At 49.9% G+C, this 1,909-nt stretch carries 6 protein-coding genes; all 6 read left to right on the forward strand.

What is annotated here, in order from left to right; all coding sequences use genetic code 11:
- Positions 1–403 (forward strand): transcriptional regulator (locus CCB157_RS16555; RefSeq protein ID WP_077616913.1); only part of this gene is annotated, 403 nt, incomplete at its 5' end.
- Positions 400–546: a hypothetical protein gene (locus tag CCB157_RS17780; RefSeq protein WP_158077368.1), complete on the forward strand. Its 147-nt coding sequence runs from the start codon at positions 400–402 to the stop codon at positions 544–546. The genes CCB157_RS16555 and CCB157_RS17780, both read left to right, overlap by 4 nt.
- A 416-nt stretch (positions 547–962) precedes the next feature.
- A complete protein-coding gene (locus tag CCB157_RS16560) occupies positions 963–1,151 on the forward strand; it encodes a hypothetical protein (RefSeq protein ID WP_077616914.1) in 189 nt (62 codons plus the stop codon).
- Between the two features lie 13 nt (positions 1,152–1,164).
- Positions 1,165–1,353, forward strand: a complete 189-nt coding sequence (locus CCB157_RS16565; protein WP_077616915.1) for a hypothetical protein — start codon at positions 1,165–1,167, stop codon at positions 1,351–1,353.
- Positions 1,354–1,536: a hypothetical protein gene (locus CCB157_RS16570; protein ID WP_077616916.1), complete on the forward strand. Its 183-nt coding sequence runs from the start codon at positions 1,354–1,356 to the stop codon at positions 1,534–1,536. It abuts the gene before it with no gap.
- Positions 1,537–1,645: 109 nt separating this feature from the next.
- Positions 1,646–1,909, forward strand: a 264-nt coding sequence (locus CCB157_RS16575; RefSeq protein WP_202970050.1) for a YqaJ viral recombinase family protein, incomplete at its 3' end; no start/stop codon positions are given.

The following is a 1,909-nucleotide window of genomic DNA, read 5'->3' on the forward strand; positions in this document are numbered from 1 at the left end:
TTCAAAAGCCGAAAACGGGAAGCTTGATCTCGCGGACCATCATGACGCGAATGTCGCCAGGTTGAATTGGAGGTTAGCCCTCGCCATCATAGACGAGCGCAGCGGCGGGTATATATCAAACATCCTTGATGAAGTTCCTAACTTGGATTTGCACCCGGCCGCGCTCAAAGAAATCTTGCTCAAAGAGCTCGACGAAGCTGAACAAGCATTGGGGGAACTCATCTTGGCGCGACACATTGACCCCGAACGGAGGAAGCAGACGGCTGAAAAGGTATGGCACGAAATTCGTGACGTGATTGAGAAGGCGCTCGTTATGCAAGGCGTACTTGAGGAAGAGTTCGGATTGGACAGAAAACGGCTCACGCTCGTTCACGAACATGAGCTCAAGGAGGGCAAAAGGTGACGCCAAAAGAACGAGAAGAACAGCAAGTCAAATTGTTGCTTGCGGATCTCAAAAAACGTCTGCCGGAGGCTCAATATCAACGAATCGAAAGGGGTGTTTTGGGATGGCAAAAAAATACGTTTGGTACGTCTCGCCAGTCATGAAGGCTCGCGAGATCAGCGCAAATGCGAAAGCCTTCATAGAACGTGAACAAAAAAGAAAATCCGCTGCAAAAGCAACGGCATGACAAACGGTGCAATTATTACACGTTCCCAATCCAAGTCTACCACATGAAAACGTGGTAGACAATAGCCATCTGTCGAAACCGGGGAAATTAAAAAATTATGGGAGGTGGAATCCCCCTTGTCCGCCCCTAGCCCCGGTCCGGCGGGATGGCCTCCCGTCGCTGATGAGACAGGCCGGCAAAGCGGTGGCGGAATAGGTAGACGCATGATTTTCTGGCTTTTGTTTAAAGTGGCAGCCGGAGTTCGAATCTCCGAAAAAATGGCGGCTGTCTGACCAGATGTAGGGTGCAAATCCCTGCCCGCTTTGCCCAATACATAGTGAAAGGAGGAAATCAATGAAATCGAAAATCACGACGAAACACCGTTCCAGTTGGGACCGTGACTTCGTTCTCTACGAAGAAACGTTTGAATTCGAGGTTCCGGCCGGCACCACACGGAGAGGGTACATGCTTGTGACGCTTCGCCGAAACGATCGCCGGCTGCCTGCCGGGCATCGATTCCTTGGCGATGTCGGGGTGATCTGAAAGGAGGGCCGATATGAACACCACTCTCGAAAATCCGATGGTGCGCTATACCGAGCGCCCGGAACGTATCATCGCAAAATGTGCTTGCGGGTGTGGTGAATCGATCATCGAAGGGTATGAGCACATCTTTTGGGATGGCTATTACTTCGATGATTATGAATGCTTGATGCGCTATATCGGTGCTGAATGGAGGGATTTTTGATTGAAAAAATGTATCAACTGCGGTGATTCGTTCGAGGACGGTGAAGGATTCCCGGAAAACAAATGGGAATGCTGTTGCTCAGAAAAATGTTGGTTAGAATTCTCAGACGGTGATGAGTTGGTTTTATCGGATGACGATGAAATCCCAATCATCATTCCACATGAAATTCCGCCACCGGAATGAAAGCAGACATGAAAAAATCGACTGCGGCAACAGTCGATTCGGGTCCCTGCAAATGTTCTCTTGCCCCTAGTATAGCAGGGGCCCTCCAAAAACACAAGGAGGTAATGCTATGTCTCAATCTGCTGTATTGGCTCCGACGAAGGAAATGAGCCATGACGAATGGCTACGAGAACGCCGGAAGGGAATAGGCGGCAGCGATGCCGCGGCGATTCTCGGACTCAACAAATGGAAATCACCTATCCAAGTCTATATGGAAAAGATCGGCGAGATTGAATCTGATGTATCGTCGGAAGCTGCCTATTGGGGGCATGTGTTGGAAGATGTCGTTGCCCGGGAATTTTCAAAGCGGACCGGGAAGAAAGTGCGAAATCGA

It is taken from the genome of Caenibacillus caldisaponilyticus (assembly GCF_002003465.1).
Classification (GTDB): domain Bacteria; phylum Bacillota; class Bacilli; order Bacillales; family Sporolactobacillaceae; genus Caenibacillus; species Caenibacillus caldisaponilyticus.

Bases quoted from the DNA above. Each gene is read 5' to 3' on its own strand.
- CCB157_RS16565 (WP_077616915.1), top strand. From the start codon at position 1,165: ATGAACACCACTCTCGAAAATCCGATGGTGCGCTATACCGAGCGCCCG.
- CCB157_RS16560 (WP_077616914.1), top strand. From the start codon at position 963: ATGAAATCGAAAATCACGACGAAACACCGTTCCAGTTGGGACCGTGAC.